Genomic DNA, 18,883 nt, shown 5'->3' with positions numbered 1-18,883 from the left:
TTAGCGGCGGCCGATGACGAGCGCCGCGATCAGCGCGACGAGGCCCACCACCACCAAGGGCGCGGTGACGCCGAAGCTCAGGTATTTGCTCGCATTGACGATCGCCAGCACCACCGCCGCCGACAGGAAGGCCAGGCCGACGAACAGCATCCAGCCGGCGCTGCCCGCGGTCGATGGCGCCACGCGGCGCACGACCATGTGGTGCACATAGGCGTTGCGGACGAAGAAGTACACGACCAGCAGCACGATAAAAATGGCGCCGCCGATGGCGACGTCGCGGGTGGAGGTGTCGGTCAGCGGCGCCTTTGCGCCGGGCACCACTTCCACCGGAGCGGTCGCGGTGTCGGGCATGGTTTTGGCCTGCGGATCGTCGGGTTTGGTCTTGTCGGCGGGGAGCTTGAAGCCGGGGTCGCTCTGGTTGTTCTGGGCTTGCATCTTTTTTTCCTTAGGGGTCAGCGGCCAAGACGAACCTGGGCGCCTTCGCGCAGGTCAATCAACTGGTGGCCGAACAGGGTGGTCTTCAGGCGCGCGACTTCGTTGCCCGCCTTGTCGTAAATCGGTTGTATCGTGCCGGTGCGCGCATGCATGCTGCGCTGCTCGTCGTCGACGGTGACGAGCGCGCGGCGCGGGCGCATCCAGCCATAGGCCGCGGCGGCGGCCGCCGCCAATAAGGCGAGCAAGCCGCCGCCCGCGGCCAGCAGCGGAGCGCTGCCGTAATGGACGCGCACTTCGATCGGCAACACGGCGGTCGATGCCTGTACCTGGGCCGGCGGCGTAAAAATGTCGGGCAGCGGGTCGCCCGGGAACAGCTCCGTCATGCGTTCCCTGAAACCCGTCGACAAGGCCAGCTTCTGGTCCGCCAAATGGACTTCGATGGTCCCCGGCAGCACATAGGCCGAGCCGGCGGATTTAAAAGCCGCCATCGACCATTTGCCCGGCAGTTGCGCCACCGGCAGCTGCAAAGTCGAACCCAGCGGCTGCGGCTTGCCCGGCGCCAGTGCGGCGACGCGGGTGCTGCCGAGGGTGACGGCGCGGTCCTCGCCGCCCAGCTTCGAGCGCGCGCTCAGGGTGGCGCTGACGATGGTGTACGGGTACATCGTGTTCTCGAGGTGCCAGGCGATCTTCGCGTTGGGCGCGGTCGCATCCGGCGCCACATCGGCGCGCAGCACGCCGTCCTGGCCCATGGCGAAGCTGACGCCGGGCGCATTTTCCACCTTGCGCGGCACCAGGCGCACGGTGCCGCGGTCGAGCGGTTTCAGGCGCGCCGGCGGCTCGGTGATGATATTGCGGATCGCGCCGCTTGCTATCAGGCCGTCGAGCGCACGCGCTCCGCCTTCGCCGATGGCGAACGCGTACACCATCAGCCCGTTGGCGGTGTAGTGCGCGCCCTTGACCGGCATGCGCAGCGGGAAAGCGAGCGCCGTGCGGATCTTGCCGCCCTGGTGAATGAGCTGGTAGAACTCGCGGTTGCGCTGGGCAGTGGCCTGGTCGTTGTTCGGGCTGTTGCGGTTATTCGTGACGAGCCAGACGATGCCATCCCTGCCGCCCAGCGCCTGCGTCAAGGCCGCGCCCACCGCTTCGCCGAGATCGGTGTCGGCCAGCGCGCCGCCGGCTTTATGGGCCGTGTCCAGCCCTGCCAGTGCACGCGTGACGGCCCCGCGCGTGCCCTTGTCGACCGTCGTGGACAGCAGCGCGCGCGGCGACGGCGCGTTCGGCTGCGATTGATTGAAGGCGGCCAGCACCAGCGCATCGCCCGGCTGCGCGACGGCCAGCGCCAGCTCGGTCACCAGCGGCTTGAAAGGCGATGCAGGATCGCTGTAGAACGGCTCCATCCATCCCGAGTTCTGCACCAAAACGACGTGCGGCGTGGCCCATGCCGACCCAGCGCCGCACAGCAGGGCGAGGATGGTCAGAACGCGCATGAAGGCCGCCCTCACGACAGGGCTTCCAGGCGCCAGCCGCGCACCGTGTTCCAGTCCGGGTGGTGCAGCCACAGCGCGCCGGCATACACGAAGGGCACGCAGTCGAGCGGGCGCGCCATGCGCGCCACCTCGTCGAGGATCAGGTTGCGCTTGCCGATCCATTCGATGGTCGTGCGCGCGATCGTGCGGCCGGCCAGCGCTTCCTCGGCGCGGCCGGTATAGGTGTGAAAGCGCAGCACCAGGCCGCTCGGCTGGCTGCGGTTGTTATTAAAGCTGCGCAGCAGCGGCAGCACGAGCGAGTCGTCCTGCCCCACGTCTTCGATGTGCTCGGCCGACCAGGGTTGATCCAGCACCGGATGGCCGCGCCGGAACAGGAAGTTGGCGAAGCCGAGGCGCGCGCCGTCGATCGGTTCGACCTGGGGATTTTCGGCACCCAGTTCGAGGAAGGAATAAGCCTGGCCATCGTGCCCGATGTGCCACAGGCGGCCGTCGCGGCTTTGGGTCGGGCCGCCGAAATCGAGCTTCGGGGTCCAGCCGCGCGGCCACGGCGTCCAGCGCGGCTCCTCGCCCGGACGCCAGACCAACTGGCCCTGGGCGTGCAGCCAGAACAGGCGGTTGTCGTAGCCGATCGGACGCATCCAGCCGGAGGTGGGCGCACCTGCGCAGTCCCAGGTGGTGCCGTTCACGAAATCGGCATTCGCATCGAGCAGCTGCAGCACGCCGTCCTCGACGAACAGGCAGCCGACCTGGCGCCGCATGAGGCCGGGACTCGACACCAGGCGTCCGGCGAACAGCACTTCCAGGCGATAGCTCTCGTTGACCGGATTGATCCACAGGCGAGAGAGGCCCGTATCGAGCGGCACGATGCCGACTTCTCCGCGTGCGGGATTGAGGCTCGGGAGCCAGTTGTAGACGCCCACCGAGCCTCCCGCGGAAAAGCGCAGCTCGCTGCCGGCCTCCTCGGCGCCCATCACATGCCACAGCTGCGCCAGCGGATCCCAGTACTGCAGCACGCCGCGCGCCGGGGCCAGCGCCAGCAGGCGCTGCTCGGGGAAACCGTAGCTGCCCGCGATGAAGACGCAATGCGCGTTCGGCGGCGCCGGCATCGCCAGTTCGGCGCGATTGATGATGGGCGCCGCGGGCCGCCCTTCGAGGCGGTCGCCCAGCGCCAGCGAGGTGACCGGCAAGCCGTGCGGAACGTGGCGCGGCAAGGCCTGGTCGCTGGGCGCACCCCACCAGTCGGGCTGGTGCTGCACCTGGCCCGCCAGGCGCTCGAGCGGCGCGCCGCAGGTCGGGCAGAATGAGAAACCTTCAGGGTAGATGCCCGCGCAGGCGCAGGCCGTCGGCAGCGAGGCGCCGAGCAGATGGGCGACGTCCGGCAGCCGGCCGCGCGCATGCGCCTGCCAGTCGACCGGCCCCAGGCCAGCGCTGGCCTGCAGCGCGAACTGTCCGCTCGTCTCGTCTTCCAGCCAGGTGCTGGTTGGCGTGTCCCATCGTATTGCCATTGTTCTGCGCCGTTCCCGAATGAATAAGATATGCATGCCACCGCTGTGATGCGCATGGTCATTGCTGTCTAAATCATAACTGCCCCGGCCCTTGCACGGCGCGCCGTTCGCCCGGTAGCGCCCGGCGGCACCTTGAGGCCCGGAATACGCGCCGTCGCAGGGAAATTCGTATAATGCCGGGTCCATCCGCGCCCTCTCCTGCCATGACCGTTCCCGCCCTCGCATCTGCCCTCGCCCCCACGCCCGACCTGCCTGCGCACGCCGTCGATGCCGCCGCCGCGCACCTTCATGCAGTCCTCGAGATCGCGATCGAACATGGCCCGGCCCAGCGCGCGCTGGTCGTCCACGACACGCGCACCGGCCTGGCGCGCGCCCTGGTCGAGGCTTACCGGCGCAATTTGCCGCAGGCCGAGTTCCTCGACTTCGACAGCGTGGACCCGGCCGAGGTGCTGGCGCGCTTCCGCCAGCTGGCGCCGAAAGACCTGGTGGTGCTGGTGCAGTCGACCAATTTTCGCCTGGAGGCTTTCCGGATTCGCGTCGAACTGTTCAAACTCGGGCTGAAAGTGGTCGAGCACGTGCACCTGTCGCGCATGCCGGGTGTGCAGGGCGAGCACTACATCGAAGCGCTGGCCTACGATCCGGCCTATTTCCGCGGCGTGGGCCGGGAGCTCAAGGCGCGCATCGATGCAGCGCCGGACGCGCGCGTCTGCGGCGGCGGCGAAGAACTGGTGTTCGGATCGAAGCTGGAGCCGGCCAAGCTGAATATCGGCGACTACAGCGAGATGCACAACGTCGGCGGCCAGTTCCCGATCGGCGAAGTGTTTACGGAAGCCCTCGACCTGGAAGCGGTGAACGGGCGCGCGCAGATCCACGTGTTCGGCGATACCTCCTACCTGTCGAACCGGCCGGCGACGCCGGTGACGATCATCGTCGAGCGCGGGCGCGTGGTCGGCACCGAGAATGCGACGCCGGAGTTCCAGCGCGTGCTCGACATCATCCGTGCCGACGAAGGCGAAGTCTGGGTGCGCGAACTGGGCTTCGGCATGAACCGCGCCTTTACCCGCGAGCGCCGCGTCGACGACATCGGCACCTATGAACGCATGTGCGGCATCCACCTGTCGCTCGGCGCAAAACACGGCGTGTATCCGAAACCGGGCTTCAAGAGGAAGGATGCGCGCTACCACATCGACGTGTTCGCGGTGACGGATGCCGTGTATCTCGGCGAAGACAAAATCTATGCGGACGGCGCCTGGCGGGTGTGATTTACTGAATTTGACGACTAAAACTGGTAACATTGCACTATTAGCTGTCAAAACTATAGAAATTTGTCGGGAACGGGATGAAAGAGGAGCTCTCCAAACGCGTAGCCGAGATCCAGGCAATCAGCGCGGTGCCGAAGATCCTGGAAACGGTGGCGGCGATGACGGGCCTGCGCTTCGTCTGCATCGCCCACGTCACCGACGATTCCTGGACCGCCTGCGCCGTACTCGACGGACTCGACTTCGGCCTCGCGCCCGGCGGCCAGCTCGATGTGACGACGACCCTGTGCGAGGAAGTGCGCGACAGCGGACGCGCCGTCATCATCGACAGCGTCGCCGCCAGCGACCAGTACCGCGCGCACCACACGCCGCGCATGTACGGCTTCCAGAGCTATTTTTCGATCCCGATCTTCCGCGCTGACGGCTGCTATTTCGGCACCCTGTGCGGCCTCGATCCGGAGCCCGCGCGCCTGACCGGCAGCGTCACCGTCTCGACGCTGCACCTGTTCGCCGAGCTGGTCTCGAAACAGCTCGAGGCCGGCAAGGAGCTGGTCGCCGCGCGCGCTGACCTGCTGAGCGAACGCGAAACGGCCGAATTGCGCGAGCAGTTCATCGCCGTCCTCGGCCACGACCTGCGCACCCCGCTCGGCTCGATCCTGCTGGGCACTGAAGTACTCAGCCTGAAGCATCCCGATCCCGCGTCCAGACCCGTGGTCGAGCGCATCCGCCGCAGCGCCGTGCGCATGGCCGCGCTGGTGGACGACGTCGTCGATTTCACGCGCGGGCGCATGGGCAGCGGCATGACGATGAAGCTGCGCGACGCCCCCATCGGCGCCACGCTCGAACAGGTGGTCGACGAAATGCGCGGCCTCTACCCGCTGCGCGCGATCACGGCCACAATATCTCCCGGCCTGCGCCTGCGCTGCGACCCCGAACGCATCGCCCAGCTGCTGTCGAATTTGCTGAAGAACGCGTTGGTGCATGGCAGCGAACAGGCGCCGGTGGCCGTCGGCGCAGGACTCGACGGCGATGAATTCGTACTGTCGGTCGCCAACCTCGGCCGCGAACTGTCTCAGTCAGTGATCGACAGCCTGTTCAAGCCCTACTGGCGCGCGGCCTCGCGCCCCGGCAGCGAAGGCCTGGGGCTGGGCCTGTACATCGTCGACCAGATCGCGCGCGCCCATGGCGGCACGATCGAGGTCAGCTCGCGCGGGGGCGCCACGGCCTTCGTGTTCCGCCTGCCTGGCGCGGCCCTGGCGGCCGATCCTTCGACGGCCTGGCTGGCGCACGCCGACTGCTGAACAGCGTCATCGGGTTTGATTGAACGGTCGTTGCCGGCTGTGGAGCGCGTGGACCCTGTGCTATACAAGGACTCCACCCTGGATGCATCGTCCGAATTCCGTGCCCCTCAGGCAAACCCGAACTGCGCCAGCGCCCGCGTCAAATCCGTCTGAAAAACCGAGTAATCGATCGCCTTCTCCACGAAGTCGCCCGCGCCCAGCATGCGCGTGCGCACGCGGTCCGCTTCGTTGCGCGAGCTCGAGAGCACGATCACGGGCAGGTCGGACAGGAAGGGTTTCGAGGAGATTTCTTTGAGCACCTCGAAGCCGTCGACCTTCGGCAGCTTCAGGTCGAGCAGGACGATATCGAAGTTCGGCTCCCTGTTCAGCTCGCGCAGCGCTTCTTCGCCGTCGGACACCACGACGACTTCATGCTGTGCGCAGCAGCTGCGCAAGACGCGGCGCGTCAGTTCCACGTCGAAGGGCAAGTCATCGACAATCAGGGCTTTTTTTACCATCGCCCCATCCTACAGCACATACATTGTGTCGCGACTTAACATTGTGAAAATTTGTGACCGGCAGTGTGCTCGCCGCCCTTTTCCTCGGCTACCACTCACTTAAATCAGCCTGACCCAGGCCCCCTTGTAGAGCACCGGCCCGCTCGGCCCGTCCGGATTGCGCGAGCCGCCTTTCGGCTCGAGGCTGACCGCCAGCACGGCCACGTCGGCGCCGATGGCATTGGCCGGCAGCGGCAGGGTCAGTTCGCGGTTCGCACCAAGCACGCCCAGCGAACGCGGTTTGCCGTCGCGCGGCACCGCCCATAATTGCAGCACCTGCTGCGCGGTCAGCGGCACGCTTGTCACCACCTTCACCGTCATCAGCCCCCGTGCGCGGTCGGCCGTCACCACCAGCGCCGGACGGGACTGTTCGTCGAGCAGGCTGGCGATGTCACTCATGCGCGTGGTGGCGGGACGGTCGTGCAGCACCGTCACCAGCAGCAGCGCGGCCAGCGCGGACGAAGCCAGTCCCAGCGTGCGCCACAGCGCCAGCGAGCCGTGGCGCCAGAACTGCCAGCGCGGCGCGGCCGCGCGCAGTCCCAGCCGGCTTTCGATCGCACGCCAGACACGCCCGTCCGGCGCCACCGGCGGCGCGAATTCGGCCATCGCGCCGAGACGCTCGTTCCATTCGCGGGTCGTGCGGCGCAAGGCAGCATCGCCGTGCATCAGGCCTTCGAAGCGGCGCCGCGCGCGGCCGCGCAGGGTACCCAGCACATATTCGGCGGCCAGGCGCTCGCGCAAGGGTTCGTTATCACGCAGCTTCATGCGGCACCCCGCGCGCTGAGGCAGGCGTGCAGGCGCGCCAGGCTGCGCCGGATCCAGGTCTTGACGGTGCCGAGCGGCAGGGTCAGTTTTTCGGCGACGTCGCTGTGCGAGAGGTCGTGGAAGAAGGCCATGCCGACGACCTCGCGGTGCCTGTCTTCGAGCGCGGCCATGCAGTCGGCCAGCGCCTGGGCTTCGCTGCTCATCTGCATGCGCTCGGCGGGCGTGGCGGACAGGTCGGCCAGCGACTCCAGCTCGTGGCGCTCGGTGGCATCGGCCTCGCCTTCGCTGCGGCTGCGGCGCAGCACGTCGAAGGCGCGGTTACGGACGATCGTCGTCATCCAGGTCATCGGCGCCGACAGCGCGCTTTCGTAATCGGCCGCGTGGTGCCAGATCGCGACAAAACTCTCCTGCAGCACCTCTTCCGCCAGTTCGCGCCGCCCGAGGATGCGCAGCGCCAGGCCGTACAGCCTGGGCGCACTGGCCTCGTAGAGCGCGCGGAAGGCGCTGCGGTCGCGGCGCGCGGCGCCCTGCAGCCAGGCGCGCAATTGCGCCGGATCGGATGGTGCCGCTGCGGTGCTCAAGCTGCACCCTTCAATGGAAACATGGTCATGGCCGGTGTGGTGGTGCCAGGAAAAATACCATATTCATGGCCCTGCCTTGCAAAAAAATAAATTGAATCCGACAAGCCGCCGGCTGCGTATATGCCCACATGGACCGTCTGCGCGAGGAAAATTTCCTTATTTAGACAATCGTGCGCCGGGCCTGCATGATAATCAATATCATCAAATTTGCAAGATGACCAATAATTAAACACCCCTATTAACCGGAGAGCGAGATGAGACAAGTGCAGAAGAAATCCCTATGGACAGCGGCCGTTTTGACAGGAGCGGCGCTTGCTGCGCTGTCCGGCCCGGCCAGTGCCTCGAGTCACCGCGAAGCGCCATTTTTGACGAATTCACCAAAAGTCGACGGCACCGACTTCTACATGTTCCGCAGTTACGCGCCCGGCCGCAGCGGCTTCGTGACGATGATTGCGAACTTCATCCCCTTCCAGGACCCGCAGGGCGGCCCGAATTTTTACCAGTTCGACCAGAACGCCCTGTACGAGATTCACGTCGACAACAACGGCGACGCCAAGGAAGACATCACCTTCCAGATCCGCTTCAAGAACACCTCGAAGCGCACGGCCCTGAACATCGGCGGCAAGCAGGTGCTGATCCCGCTGATCAATTCGTCGACCATCAGCGGCGTGAATCCGGCCTCGCTCAATGTGCGCGAAACCTACACCATCGACATGGTCAAGGGCGACCGCCGCGGCGGTACGCGCACGCGCCTGGCGGCGGCGAACGGCGCCACGGAATTCGACAAGCCGGTCGACAACATCGGCGACAAGACCTTCGGCGGCGCCGGTGGCTATGAAACCTACGCCAACCAGCACATCTACGACATCAACGTGCCCGGCTGCGGCACCGGCCGCGTGTTCGTCGGCCAGCGCAAGGAGCCCTTCTACATCGCGGTCGGGAAGATCTTCGACCTGTTCAACATGAACCCGCTCGGCGCCGAATCGGGCGGCAACAAGAACGACCTGGAGAACAAGAACGTCAGCGCAATCGCGCTCGAACTGCCGGTCGGCTGCCTGGCAACCGCCGCCGACCCGGTGATCGGCGCCTATGCCACCGCCAGCATGCGCCAGGCGCGCCTGATCAACCCGAACCCGGCATCGGGCATCAACAACGCCGTCAAGGAAGGCGCCGCCTGGGCCCAGGTCTCGCGCGTCGGCATGCCCCTGGTGAACGAAGTCATCATCGGCATGGACGACAAGGACCGCTTCAATACCTCGAAGCCGAAGGACGACGCCCAGTTCGCCACCTATGTCACCAATCCGGTGCTGCCGACGGTCGTCGAGACCCTGTTCCCGTCGGCCAAGGCGCCGACGAACTTCCCGCGTACCGACCTGGTGACCGCCTTCCTGAAGGGGATTCCAGGCGTGAACCAGCCGAAGAATGTCGTGGCTTCCGAAATGCTGCGCCTGAACACGTCGATCGAACCGACTGCCCAGGCCTCGCAGAACCCGCTCGGCGTGGCCGCGGGCGACAATGCCGGCTTCCCGAACGGACGCCGTCCGGGCGACGACATCGTCGACGTCTCGCTGCGCGTGGCGATGGGCGCGCTGTGCGTGCTGACCGGCGCCAACGACGCGCTCGGCGTCGGCTGCAAACCGAGCGACGCACCGGCCGGCGCCCTGCCGCTGACCGATGGCGTGCGCAAGGACGCGAACAGCTTCAAGGCGGCCTTCCCCTACCTGAACACGCCGCTGCCGGGCAACCAGTAAAGGAGAGCGATCATGCCTACCTCTCTCCTTCCCCGCCTGGCGGCGGCCCTGTGCACGGCGCTTGCATTAACGGCCTGCGGCGGCGGCCACCACCACGATTCGCAGGCCGATATGCCGCCGCCGACTGGCGGCACGCCGCCGGTGGCGGCGGCGAACGACTCGTTCTTCGACTACGTGATGGCACGCGTGACCGCCCTGGTCGATAACGAGGAACCGGCCGCGATCGACGACGTGACCGCGACCAGGCCAGAGGACACCGAGCCGAAACCGGTCGGTTGATCCTTGTCCGCGCGGGACGGTGCGCCGTCCCGCGCTACGCTATCCGGAGTATCCATGCTCGGCAAGATCATCGTTTCACTCGCCTGCGCCTGTGCCAGCTTGAGCGCAGGCGCGGCGCCCTATATCCCGGCCAGCGGCGCCCAGGTGCTCGAGCGCCTGCCCGGCGGCCTCGATCCCGCGCGGCGCGAGCTGCAGCGCCTGCGCTCGGCGCTCGGCGCCAGCCCGCACAACCTGGACCTCGCGACGAGGCTGGCCCAGCGCTATATCGAACAAAGCCGGCGCGACGGCGACCCGCGCTATCTCGGCTATGCCCAGGCGGCGCTGGCGCCCTGGTGGAGCCAGCCGCAGCCTCCATCCTCCGTGCTGGTGCTGCGCGCGACGCTGCGCCAGAGCACCCACCAGTTCGCACCCGCGCTGACCGATCTCGAGGCCGTGTTGAAACGCGACAGCGGCAACAGCCAGGCCTGGCTGACGCGCGCCACGGTGCAGCTGATCACCGGCGATTTCACGGGCGCGCGCAGCAGCTGCATGCGCCTGTATTCGCGCGCGCCGGAACTGGTGGTGCAGGCCTGCCTCTCGAACGTGGGCAATGTCAGCGGCCAGGCCGCGGCCAGTTACGAACGCCTGCGCCAGGCGTATGTCGCGCGTGCCGACAGCCCGCCGGCGCTGCGCGCCTGGGTCGCAACCCTGCTCGGCGAAATGGCCGCGCGCCTGGGCCGGCCCGATGCGGCCGAAGCGCATTTCCGCGAGGCGCTCGCGTTTGATGCAGAGGACAGCTACCTGCTGGGCGCTTACGCCGATTTCCTGCTCGACCGCGGCCGTGCACCGGAAGTGATCACACTCCTGAAGGACAAGACGCAAGCGGACGCACTCCTGCTGCGCTACGCCATCGCCCTGAAAAACGCGGGCCGGCCGGCAGCAACCGGCGCAACGGCTGAACTGGCGGCGCGTTTTGATGCCGCCATGCGCCGCCGCGACAGCGTGCACCAGCGCGAGCAGGCCCGTTTCGAGCTGGCCCTGCGCGGCGACGCGCTGGCCGCCGTACGCCTGGCCAAACTGAACTGGGCGGTGCAGAAGGAACCTGCGGACTTGCGCATCCTCGCGCAGACCGCCGTTGCCAGCAAGGACCCGGAAGCGCGCGCGATCGTGCAGGCCTGGCTGAGCAGCAGCCACATCGAAGACGCGACGATCGCGTCCACCGTGGCGGCAATCGGGAGCAAGGCATGATGGCGCGCTGCATGCTGATCGTGGCGCTGCTCTTTGCCTGCGTCCTGCCCGCGCAGGCGCACAAGGCAAGCGACAGTTACCTCAGCCTCGCCGTGCAGGACGAGCGCATCGACGGCCAGTGGGATATCGCCCTGCGCGACCTCGAGATGGCGGTCGGCCTCGACGCGAACAACGATGCCGCCATCACCTGGGACGAAGTGCGCGCGCGCCACGAGGCGATCGCCGCCTACGCGCTGGCGCGTTTGACACTGTCCAGCGGCGGCGAGGCCTGCCCTCTACGCGTGACGCAGCACCTGGTCGACACCCATACCGACGGCGCCTATGCGGTGCTGCGCCTGCAGGGCGCCTGCCCGCGACCGATTACCACCTTGAGCGTCGACTACAGCCTGCTCTTCGATATCGATCCGCAGCACAAAGGGCTGTTAAGGCTGACGCACGGCGCCGCGACCAGTGCTGCGATCTTTGCGCCGGACGCCCGGCGCCAGGACTTGCAGGTGGCGGCGCCGTCGCGCTGGCGCCAGTTCAGCGACTATGTGCGCCACGGCGTCTGGCATATCTGGATCGGCTTCGACCACATCCTGTTCCTGGTCTCGCTGCTGCTGCCGGCGGTGCTGGTGCGCCACGAAGGCCGCTGGCAGGGCCGCGACACGCTGCGGGCCTCGGTGATCGACGTACTGAAAATCGTGACGGCATTCACGCTGGCGCACTCGCTCACGTTGACGCTGGCCGCGCTCGGCGCGCTGTCGCTGCCTTCGCGCCTGGTCGAATCGGCGATCGCCGCCTCCGTCGTCCTCGCTGCCCTGAACAACCTGTGGCCGCTGGTGCACCGCTGGCGCGCAGCGGTCGCCTTCGCATTTGGCCTGATCCACGGCTTCGGCTTTGCCAGCGTGCTGGCCGACCTCGGGCTGCCGCAGCGCGCACTGGTGCTGTCGCTGGTCGGTTTCAATGTCGGCGTCGAACTGGGCCAGCTGGCGATCGTCGCCGCCTTCCTGCCGCTGGCGTATGCATTGCGGCGCGGCCTGTTCTACCGGCGCGTGGTGCTGACCGGCGGCTCGGCGCTCATCGCGCTCATTGCGATGGTGTGGCTGGCCGAGCGCGCGCTCGACCTGAAACTGCTGGCGTGACGAGGCGCGCAGAGCAGTCGCCTGTCGCGCCATACTGCAGCTCGTCGCAAGGCAGGGGACCTGCGGTAGAGCCGATGTCACTATTGGTTTTTTGAACAATAGTCTGCCGACCATGTCCATTGCATCCATCCGCGCCGCCGTACACGCCTTGCCTGTCCTCGTTCTCGCCGCCCTGCCCGCCTTTGCCGCCCCCAATACCACTCACGATGCCGAGATTGCCCGCGTCGAGCGCGGCCTGCTCACGTCCGTGGTGGTGGCCGGCGAGCCGGTTGCCACGCGTACCCTGCTTGACGAGATGCGCCGCCTGCACGTGCCCGGCATAAGCATTGCCCTGATCCGCGACGGCAAAATCGCCTGGTCGCGCGGCTACGGCGTCACTTACGAAGGCGGGCCTGCGGTCACGCCCGACACCCTGTTCCAGGCTGCCTCGATCAGCAAGCCGGTGACGGCAGTGGCGGCGCTGCGCCTGGCCGAGCGCGGCGAACTGGATCTCGATGCCGACATCAATACGGTGCTCACCAGCTGGAAGCTGCCGCCCGGCCCCGGCTCGGGCAACACAACCGCCACGGTACGCCAGCTGCTGTCGCACACGGCGGGGACGAGCGTTTCGGGCTTTCCCGGCTATGCGGCCGACAAGCCGGTGCCGACCCTGGTGCAGGTGCTCGACGGCGCGCCGCCGGCGAACACGAAACCAGTGCGCATCGTCACGGTGCCGGGCAGCGCCTGGCGCTATTCCGGCGGCGGCTACGGCGTCGTGCAGCAGGCGCTGGTCGACCGCACGCGCCAGCCTTTCGATGCCCTCCTCGCGACGACGGTGCTGGCCCCGGCCGGCATGAAGGACAGCCGCTTCGCCCAGCCGCTGCCGGCGAATCTGCTGGCGCGCGCGGCCCTGCCGCACGACGAACAAGGCAAGCCGGTCGCCGGCGGCCCGTATACTTATCCGGAGCTGGCCGCAGCCGGCCTGTGGACCACGCCCGCCGACCTGGCGCGCTTTGCGCTCGACCTGCAGCGCAGTTTAAAAGGCGGCAAGGGCGTGCTGTCGCCCCGGATGGCGCGCACCATGATCGCACCGGTGGACAACCGCTATGGCCTCGGCCTGCAAATCGAGGGCGAGGGACAGGCCCTGAGCTTTGCCCACGGCGGCAGCAACATGGGCTACCAGAACACCCTGTTCGCGTACGCAAACCACGGTGATGGCGCGGTGGTCATGACGAATGGCGCCAACGGTGCGGAGTTGGCCAACAGCGTGTTGCGTGCGCTGGCGGCGGAATACAAATGGCCGAGCCAGCAGCCGGCTGTGCGCAAGGCGATCGCCCTGGACGCCGCCGCGCAGGACAGGCTCGCCGGCCGCTACGTGGTGCCGGGCCTGGGCGACTTCACGATCGCCCGCCGCGACGGCAGGCTGATGGTGACCCTGCGCGGCGGCGCCTGGGAGCCCCTGTACGCGGCGGCGCCGGACGTGCTGTTCGTCCTGTCGCGCGAACTCGAACTGCGCATGGGAGACCATGGCGGCCGCTTGCTGTCCGGGTCCTTCGACGTCCCCTTCAAGCGGGCCGACTGATGCGTGTTGCATATGCATCATGTATCAGCTTTTTTACAAATCCGCCGAAGGCTTGCCTGAAAGATACCCTTAGAATAGTTTCTCCAATTTTCATCATAAAATCAGGGGAAACATGATTCGTTTGCCAATCGCCTTGGCTGCGCTATGCCTCAGCGCGTCCGCTTTCGCGGCCGATCAATTCGACGACAAGTTCCGCCAGCTCGACGAACTGCTGCCGACGCCGTCGACCATCCGCACCGCTTCGGGCGCGCCGGGCCATGCGTACTGGCAGCAGCGCGCGGACTATTCGATCCGCGCCACGCTCGACGAAGCGAACCGCTCGATCCGCGGCGCCGAGACGATCACGTATCACAACAATTCCCCCGACACCCTGAACTACCTGTGGGTGCAGCTCGACCAGAACATCTACAAGCCGAATTCGGACGCCCGCATGTCGGCGACGTCCGTCTCGCGCGAGGCCTGGGCCAAGCCGCGCAGCCCGGAAGAAGGCATGAAGTTCGACGCCCTGCGCACGACCTTCGAAGGGCTCGCGTTCGACGGCGGCTTCAACATCACCGGTGTGAATGCGGGCAGCCGCAAGCTGGCCTACACCATCAACCGCACGATGATGCGCATCGACCTGCCGCAGCCGTTGAAACCGGGCCAGCGCTTCAGTTTTGACGTCGAGTGGAACTACAAGATCAACGAGCAGAAGGTGCTCGGCGGCCGTTCGGGCTACGAGAAGTTCGACGACGACAAGAACGACCTGTTCGAAATCGCCCAGTGGTTCCCGCGCATGGCGGCCTACTACGACACCTACGGCTGGCAGCACAAGCAGTTCCTCGGCGCCGGCGAATTCACGCTCGAATTCGGCGACTACGATGTCGAGATCACGGTGCCAAGCGACCACGTCGTCGCCTCGACCGGCGTGTTGCAGAACCCGGGCTCGGTATTGACCGCCGCCCAGCGCGACCGCCTGGCGAAAGCCCGTACGTCGAAGACGCCGGTGATCATCGTCACCCAGGCGGAAGCGGAAGCGGCCGAAAAGGCCCATGCCACGACGAACAAGACCTGGCACTTCAAGGCGAAGAACGTGCGCGACTTCGCGTTCGCCTCGAGCCGCAAGTTCATCTGGGACGCGCAAGGCATCAAGAGCGGCGACAACGACGTGATGGCCATGTCCTACTATCCGAAGGAAGGCAACCCGCTGTGGGAGAAGTATTCCACGCAGGCGGTGGTCCACACCATCGAGCAGTACAGCAAATACTCCTTCGACTATCCGTACCCGACCGCGATTTCCGTGAACGGTCCGGTGGGCGGCATGGAGTATCCGATGATCTCGTTTAACGGCCCGCGTCCGACGAAGGACAAGAAGACCGGCGAACTGACCTATGGGAAGCGTACGAAATATGGCCTGATCGGCGTGATCATCCACGAAGTGGGCCACAACTACTTCCCGATGATCGTCAACTCGGACGAGCGCCAGTGGACCTGGATGGACGAGGGCATCAATTCCTTCGTGCAGACGCTCGCGCAAGAGGCATGGGAAGAGAACTGGCCGGAGATGCGCGGCGAGCCGCGCCTGATCACCGACTACATGAAGAGCCGCAACCAGGTGCCGATCATGACCAACTCGGAGTCCCTCCTCCAGTTCGGCAACAACGCCTACGCCAAGCCGGCCGCCGCGCTGACCGTGCTGCGCGAGACGGTGCTGGGCCGCGAGCTGTTCGACTTCGCCTTCAAGGAATACGCGCAGCGCTGGAAGTTCAAGCGCCCGACCCCATCGGACTTCTTCCGCACGATGGAAGACGCGTCGGGCACGGACCTCGACTGGTTCTGGCGCGGCTGGTTCTACACGACCGATTTCGTGGACGTGAGCGTCGACGACATCAGCGAATACACCATCAGTTCGCAGAATCCGGAAACGGAGAAGGCATGGCGCAAGAAGCTGAAGGACGCCGAGCCGATGTCGATGACCGACCAGCGCAACAAGGGCACGCCGCGCCGCGTCGATGCGCATCCTGAACTCAAGGACTTCTACAACGAGCACGATGACTTCACCGTCACCAATGCGGACCGCAACAAGTTCAACGAGTCGCAGGAAAAGCTGGAAGACTGGGAAAAGGCGCTGCTCTCCTCGGGCAAGCATTTGTACCTGGTCGATTTCACGAACATCGGTGGCCTGGTGACGCCGCTGGTCCTCGAGATCCAGCTTGCCAGCGGCAAGAAGTACATCGAACGCATTCCGGCCGAAGTGTGGCGCTACTCGTCGAAGAAGATCACGAAGCTGATCGTCACCGACGAGCCGATGGTCAGCCTGACCCAGGATCCGTTCTGGGAAACCGCCGACGTCGACCAGAACAACAATGCCTGGCCGCGCAAGCTGACCCCATCGCGCCTGGAGCTGTTCAAGTCGAAGCGTGAGCAGCCGGACATGATGAAGGACTTCAATGCCAAGCTGAAGACCAAGGACGAGAAGGCGGCTGAAGAGCCGAAGAAGGAGACCGTGCCGACGGTGCAATAATGTTTTCGTAGGGTGGGCGCCCTGTGCCCACGCGTAAGGCATGCGTCACGTTGACGCCCGTCGCGCGTCCCGTCTGCTCATCGTTCCGCGTGAGCACGGGGCGCCCACCCTACGTTTCAGCCGGCGGCCACGTTAAAAGCGCGGCTGCCGGTTTCGTTTTTCAGGACAGATTACCCAGACATTGATGATGAAGCACCTCGCCCGTCTCGCCGCCCTCACATTCGCCCTGTCCACCGCCGCCCACGCCGCCGACAAATTCGACGACAAGTTCCGCCAGCTCGACGAGCTGCTGCCGACGCCATCGACCACCCGCACCGCCTCCGGCGCGCCGGGCCACGCCTACTGGCAGCAGCGCGCCGACTACAAACTGCGGGCCACGCTCGACGAAACCAGGCGCGCGATCACGGGTTCCGGCACCATCACCTACCACAACAACTCGCCCGACACCCTCTCCTACCTGTGGGTGCAGCTGGACCAGAACATGTTCCGCGGCGACTCCGACAACCGCAGCATTTCGACCATCCCCTCGCGCGAAGCCTGGCAAAAGGGCGGACCCGAAGGCGTGAAGTTCGATGCGATCCGCTTCGCCTTCGAGAGCCGGACCTTCGAAGGCGGCTTCCAGGTCGCCAGCGTCAAGGATGCAAGTGGCCGTCCGCTGCACCACGTCATCAACAAGACGATGATGCGCGTCGACCTGCCGCAGCCGATGAAGCCAGGCAGCAGCTTCAGCTTCGCGCTCGAATGGCGCTTCAACATTCCCGAGGCCAGCGTGCTGGGACGCCGCATGGGGTACGAGCGCTTCAAGGATGAGAAGAACAGGGAAGACAAGAACGACCTGTTCGAAGTCGCCCAGTGGTTCCCGCGCATGGCGGCCTATTACGACGCCGCCGGCTGGCAGAACAAGCAGTACCTGGGCGACGGCGAATTCACGCTCGAATTCGGCGACTACGATGTCGCGATTACGGTCCCGGCCGACCACATCGTCGCCGCCACCGGCGAGCTGCAGAATCCCGGCGAGGTCTTGAGCGCCGCCCAGCGCGAGCGCCTCGCGCGCGCGCGCACGGCGAGCAAGCCGGTGGTCATCGTCACCCAGGCAGAGGCCGAAGCCGCCGAGAAGCAGCGCGCGACGACCCTGAAAACCTGGCGCTTCAAGGCGAAGAACGTACGCGATTTCGCGTTCGCCTCGAGCCGCAAATTCATCTGGGATGCGCAGGGCCTGAAAAGCGGCGATAACAAGGTGATGGCGATGTCCTTCTATCCGAAGGAAGGCAATCCGCTGTGGGAGAAGTACTCGACCCAGGCCGTCATCCACACGATCGAGCAGTACAGCAAATACTCCTTCGACTATCCCTACCCGACCGCGATCTCCGTGAACGGCCCGATCGGCGGCATGGAATACCCGATGATCTCCTTCAACGGCGGGCGTCCGACGAAGGACAAGAAGACCGGCGAGCGCACGTACTCGAAGTCGACCAAATATGGCCTAATCAGCGTGATCATCCACGAGGTCGGCCACAACTACTATCCGATGATCGTCAACTCGGACGAGCGCCAGTGGACCTGGATGGACGAGGGGCTGAACTCCTTCCTCGAATTCCTCGCCGAAGAAGCATGGGAAGAACACTATCCGGCGCGCCGCGGCGAGCCGCGCGACATCACCGACTACATGCGCAGTAAAAACCAGACGCCGATCATGACCAATTCCGAGTCGGTCCTGCAGCGCGGCCCGAACGCCTACGGCAAACCGGCAACGGCCCTGAACATCCTGCGCGAGACGGTGCTCGGGCGCGAGCTGTTCGACTTTGCTTTTAAAGAGTACGGCCGCCGCTGGAAGTTCAAGCGCCCGACTCCCGCGGACCTGTTCCGCACGATGGAAGACGCCTCCGGAACGGACCTCGACTGGTTCTGGCGCGGCTGGTTCTACACGACGGACGCGGTGGACGTCAGCGTGGACGGCATCAGCGAATACACCGTCAGCACCCAGGACCCGGACATCGAAAAAGCCTGGCGCCGCAAGCTGAAGGAAGCCGAGCCGATGTCGATGACCGACCAGCGCAACAAGGGCACGCCGCGCCGCGTCGACGCCCATCCCGAGCTGAAGGATTTCTATAACGAGCACGACGACTTCACCGTCACCAATGCCGACCGCAACACCTACCGGGAAACGCAGGACAAGCTGGAAGACTGGGAAAAGGCGCTGCTCGCATCGAACAAGCACCTGTACCTGGTCGACTTCTCGAACGTCGGCGGCCTGGTGACGCCGCTGGTGCTCGAGATCACGCTGGCCAGCGGCAAAAAGTATGTGGAGCGCATCCCCGCCGAAGTCTGGCGCCATTCGCCGGCGAAGATCACGAAGCTGATCGTGACCGACGAGCCGATGGTCGGCCTGACGCAAGACCCGTACTGGGAAACGGCCGACATCAACGTCGACAACAACGCCTGGCCGCGCAAGCTGGCGCCATCGCGCCTGGAGCTGTTCAAGAGCGGGCGCGAACCGGGCGACATGATGAAGGACTTCAATGCGAAGCTGAAGGCCAAAGACGACAAGGCGCAGTAATGATTTTGTAGG

The 18,883-nt window shown here is 65.9% G+C and carries 15 protein-coding genes; 9 read left to right on the top strand and 6 right to left on the bottom strand.

The window, feature by feature from the left end:
- From AC1MEM_RS07970 to AC1MEM_RS07960, 3 genes are read right to left on the bottom strand one after another with little or no spacing between them, the layout of a single operon-like run.
- Entirely contained in the window at nt 1-435 is a 435-nt protein-coding gene (locus AC1MEM_RS07970; RefSeq protein WP_499476474.1) for a hypothetical protein, read from the bottom strand.
- Between the two features lie 17 nt (nt 436-452).
- The gene (locus tag AC1MEM_RS07965; RefSeq protein WP_499476472.1) at nt 453-1,922 is read right to left on the bottom strand and encodes a hypothetical protein; all 1,470 of its coding nucleotides are present in this window, start codon (nt 1,920-1,922) and stop codon (nt 453-455) included.
- Nucleotides 1,923-1,933: 11 nt separating this feature from the next.
- On the bottom strand, nt 1,934-3,427 hold the full coding sequence (locus AC1MEM_RS07960; RefSeq protein ID WP_499476470.1) for a hypothetical protein: 1,494 nt from the start codon (nt 3,425-3,427) through the stop codon (nt 1,934-1,936).
- Nucleotides 3,428-3,630: 203 nt separating this feature from the next.
- Between AC1MEM_RS07960 and AC1MEM_RS07955 the strand changes: the two genes are divergently transcribed.
- Together AC1MEM_RS07955 and AC1MEM_RS07950 are read left to right on the top strand one after the other, a co-directional pair.
- Nucleotides 3,631-4,689, top strand: coding sequence for a M29 family metallopeptidase (locus AC1MEM_RS07955; RefSeq protein WP_499477602.1), 1,059 nt, complete (start codon nt 3,631-3,633; stop codon nt 4,687-4,689).
- A 77-nt stretch (nt 4,690-4,766) separates the two neighbouring features.
- Complete coding sequence (locus tag AC1MEM_RS07950) at nt 4,767-5,987, top strand: GAF domain-containing sensor histidine kinase (protein ID WP_499476468.1); 1,221 nt, start codon at nt 4,767-4,769, stop codon at nt 5,985-5,987.
- Between the two features lie 107 nt (nt 5,988-6,094).
- Here the strand turns inward: AC1MEM_RS07950 and AC1MEM_RS07945 are convergent, their stop codons facing one another.
- The 3 genes from AC1MEM_RS07945 to AC1MEM_RS07935 all read right to left on the bottom strand — a co-directional run bounded on the left by AC1MEM_RS07945 (nt 6,095) and on the right by AC1MEM_RS07935 (nt 7,869).
- Nucleotides 6,095-6,484, bottom strand: a complete 390-nt coding sequence (locus AC1MEM_RS07945; protein ID WP_499476466.1) for a response regulator — start codon at nt 6,482-6,484, stop codon at nt 6,095-6,097.
- 99 nt (nt 6,485-6,583) lie between these two features.
- The gene (locus tag AC1MEM_RS07940; RefSeq protein ID WP_499476465.1) at nt 6,584-7,288 is read right to left on the bottom strand and encodes an anti-sigma factor; all 705 of its coding nucleotides are present in this window, start codon (nt 7,286-7,288) and stop codon (nt 6,584-6,586) included.
- Nucleotides 7,285-7,869: a sigma-70 family RNA polymerase sigma factor gene (locus AC1MEM_RS07935; protein ID WP_499476463.1), complete on the bottom strand. Its 585-nt coding sequence runs from the start codon at nt 7,867-7,869 to the stop codon at nt 7,285-7,287. Before AC1MEM_RS07935 ends, AC1MEM_RS07940 begins: the two co-directional genes overlap by 4 nt.
- A 254-nt stretch (nt 7,870-8,123) precedes the next feature.
- Here AC1MEM_RS07935 and AC1MEM_RS07930 point away from each other — a divergent pair, with 254 nt between their 5' ends.
- The 7 genes from AC1MEM_RS07930 to AC1MEM_RS07900 all read left to right on the top strand — a co-directional run bounded on the left by AC1MEM_RS07930 (nt 8,124) and on the right by AC1MEM_RS07900 (nt 18,871).
- Complete coding sequence (locus AC1MEM_RS07930; RefSeq protein ID WP_499476462.1) at nt 8,124-9,620, top strand: DUF4331 domain-containing protein; 1,497 nt, start codon at nt 8,124-8,126, stop codon at nt 9,618-9,620.
- Nucleotides 9,621-9,632: 12 nt separating this feature from the next.
- Nucleotides 9,633-9,899: a hypothetical protein gene (locus AC1MEM_RS07925; RefSeq protein ID WP_499476460.1), complete on the top strand. Its 267-nt coding sequence runs from the start codon at nt 9,633-9,635 to the stop codon at nt 9,897-9,899.
- A 54-nt stretch (nt 9,900-9,953) separates the two neighbouring features.
- Nucleotides 9,954-11,126: a tetratricopeptide repeat protein gene (locus tag AC1MEM_RS07920; RefSeq protein ID WP_499476458.1), complete on the top strand. Its 1,173-nt coding sequence runs from the start codon at nt 9,954-9,956 to the stop codon at nt 11,124-11,126.
- The gene (locus tag AC1MEM_RS07915) at nt 11,123-12,250 is read left to right on the top strand and encodes a HupE/UreJ family protein (protein ID WP_499476457.1); all 1,128 of its coding nucleotides are present in this window, start codon (nt 11,123-11,125) and stop codon (nt 12,248-12,250) included. The genes AC1MEM_RS07920 and AC1MEM_RS07915 overlap by 4 nt, the downstream gene beginning before the upstream one ends.
- Before the next feature lie 112 nt (nt 12,251-12,362).
- Nucleotides 12,363-13,811, top strand: coding sequence for a serine hydrolase (locus AC1MEM_RS07910; RefSeq protein WP_499476456.1), 1,449 nt, complete (start codon nt 12,363-12,365; stop codon nt 13,809-13,811).
- A 112-nt stretch (nt 13,812-13,923) separates the two neighbouring features.
- Nucleotides 13,924-16,314 carry a M1 family metallopeptidase gene (locus AC1MEM_RS07905; protein ID WP_499476455.1) on the top strand — a complete coding sequence of 797 codons (2,391 nt, stop codon included), beginning with the start codon at nt 13,924-13,926 and terminating at the stop codon, nt 16,312-16,314.
- A 187-nt stretch (nt 16,315-16,501) separates the two neighbouring features.
- The gene (locus AC1MEM_RS07900; RefSeq protein WP_499477601.1) at nt 16,502-18,871 is read left to right on the top strand and encodes a M1 family metallopeptidase; all 2,370 of its coding nucleotides are present in this window, start codon (nt 16,502-16,504) and stop codon (nt 18,869-18,871) included.
- The last annotated feature ends 12 nt before the right edge of the window (nt 18,872-18,883 follow it).

It is taken from the genome of Telluria sp. AIW5 (genome assembly GCF_056680575.1).
The sequence above is the reverse complement of the archived record's forward strand: the minus strand, read 5'-3'. Positions and strand labels throughout refer to the sequence as shown.

Excerpts from the sequence above, each read along its gene's own strand:
- AC1MEM_RS07970 (WP_499476474.1), bottom strand. The coding sequence starts at position 435 with ATGCAAGCCCAGAACAACCAGAGCGACCCCGGCTTCAAGCTCCCCGCC.
- AC1MEM_RS07965 (WP_499476472.1), bottom strand. The coding sequence starts at position 1,922 with ATGCGCGTTCTGACCATCCTCGCCCTGCTGTGCGGCGCTGGGTCGGCA.
- AC1MEM_RS07960 (WP_499476470.1), bottom strand. The coding sequence starts at position 3,427 with ATGGCAATACGATGGGACACGCCAACCAGCACCTGGCTGGAAGACGAG.
- AC1MEM_RS07955 (WP_499477602.1), top strand. The coding sequence starts at position 3,631 with ATGACCGTTCCCGCCCTCGCATCTGCCCTCGCCCCCACGCCCGACCTG.
- AC1MEM_RS07950 (WP_499476468.1), top strand. The coding sequence starts at position 4,767 with ATGAAAGAGGAGCTCTCCAAACGCGTAGCCGAGATCCAGGCAATCAGC.
- AC1MEM_RS07945 (WP_499476466.1), bottom strand. The coding sequence starts at position 6,484 with ATGGTAAAAAAAGCCCTGATTGTCGATGACTTGCCCTTCGACGTGGAA.
- AC1MEM_RS07940 (WP_499476465.1), bottom strand. The coding sequence starts at position 7,288 with ATGAAGCTGCGTGATAACGAACCCTTGCGCGAGCGCCTGGCCGCCGAA.
- AC1MEM_RS07930 (WP_499476462.1), top strand. The coding sequence starts at position 8,124 with ATGAGACAAGTGCAGAAGAAATCCCTATGGACAGCGGCCGTTTTGACA.
- AC1MEM_RS07925 (WP_499476460.1), top strand. The coding sequence starts at position 9,633 with ATGCCTACCTCTCTCCTTCCCCGCCTGGCGGCGGCCCTGTGCACGGCG.
- AC1MEM_RS07920 (WP_499476458.1), top strand. The coding sequence starts at position 9,954 with ATGCTCGGCAAGATCATCGTTTCACTCGCCTGCGCCTGTGCCAGCTTG.
- AC1MEM_RS07915 (WP_499476457.1), top strand. The coding sequence starts at position 11,123 with ATGATGGCGCGCTGCATGCTGATCGTGGCGCTGCTCTTTGCCTGCGTC.
- AC1MEM_RS07910 (WP_499476456.1), top strand. The coding sequence starts at position 12,363 with ATGTCCATTGCATCCATCCGCGCCGCCGTACACGCCTTGCCTGTCCTC.
- AC1MEM_RS07905 (WP_499476455.1), top strand. The coding sequence starts at position 13,924 with ATGATTCGTTTGCCAATCGCCTTGGCTGCGCTATGCCTCAGCGCGTCC.
- AC1MEM_RS07900 (WP_499477601.1), top strand. The coding sequence starts at position 16,502 with ATGAAGCACCTCGCCCGTCTCGCCGCCCTCACATTCGCCCTGTCCACC.